Source organism: Methylobacterium sp. P1-11 (genome assembly GCF_008329595.1).
In the GTDB taxonomy this organism is placed as follows: Bacteria; Pseudomonadota; Alphaproteobacteria; order Rhizobiales; family Beijerinckiaceae; genus Methylobacterium.
Window position 1 is genome coordinate 1 of record NZ_NPKS01000107.1, and the last position, 822, is coordinate 822.

The following is an 822-nucleotide window of genomic DNA, read 5'->3' on the forward strand; positions in this document are numbered from 1 at the left end:
GCCACCATCGCCGCCTCCTCCAGCATCAGCGCCACCGTCGCCGCCCTGAACTCGGCGGTCAGCTCGGCCTCGACCTCCTCCAGCGGCTCGTTCGGCGCGGGCGCGATCTTCTCCATCGACAGCACCGGCACCAAGATCGTGCTGAACGCCCAGGCCGACGTGGAGTTTCAGAACTCCGCCAGCCAGACGGCGCTCGGCTTCACCGCCTCGGCGACCACCGCATCGACCTACGGCACCGCCGCCACCACCGTCGTCTCCAGCGACCTTTCGATCGCCGGCGTCACGCAGCGCGCCTCGCTGGCGACCCAGTACAACAACCTGCTCAACCAGATCACGCAGCTCGCCGGCGACGCCAGCTACAACGGCGTCAACCTCATTGCCGGCAAGGGCAATGACATGAACATCAAGTTCAACGACACCGGCAGCTCCAACCTGAACGTCGCCTCGGTGGACGCGACGGCCAGCGGCCTCGGCCTGTCGTCGATCACCAACTCCAACAGCTCGACGAGCCAGAACGGCCTCGGCAACTTCCTGCTCAACGCGGACGTCAACAAGACGCTGGCGACCCTGACGAGCGCCGGCAACAGCCTGAACTCGGCGGCGAGCACGCTGGGCTCGAACCTGTCGGTGGTGCAGAACCGGCAGGACTTCTCCAAGCAGATTATCAACGTGCTGCAGACCGGCTCGGCCAACCTGACCAATGCCGACCTGAACCAGGAAGCGGCCAACTCGCAGGCGCTGTCGACGCGTCAGTCGATGGGCATCTCGGCCCTGTCCCTGGCCAACTCCGCACAGCAGGGCGTTCTCCAGCTCCTGCGGTAA

The 822-nt window shown here is 65.9% G+C and carries 1 protein-coding gene; it reads left to right on the forward strand.

Annotated elements, in window-relative coordinates; translation table 11 throughout:
* Nucleotides 1-822: flagellin (locus CIW48_RS32925; RefSeq protein WP_149314518.1), on the forward strand; the 822-nt coding region annotated here is incomplete at its 5' end.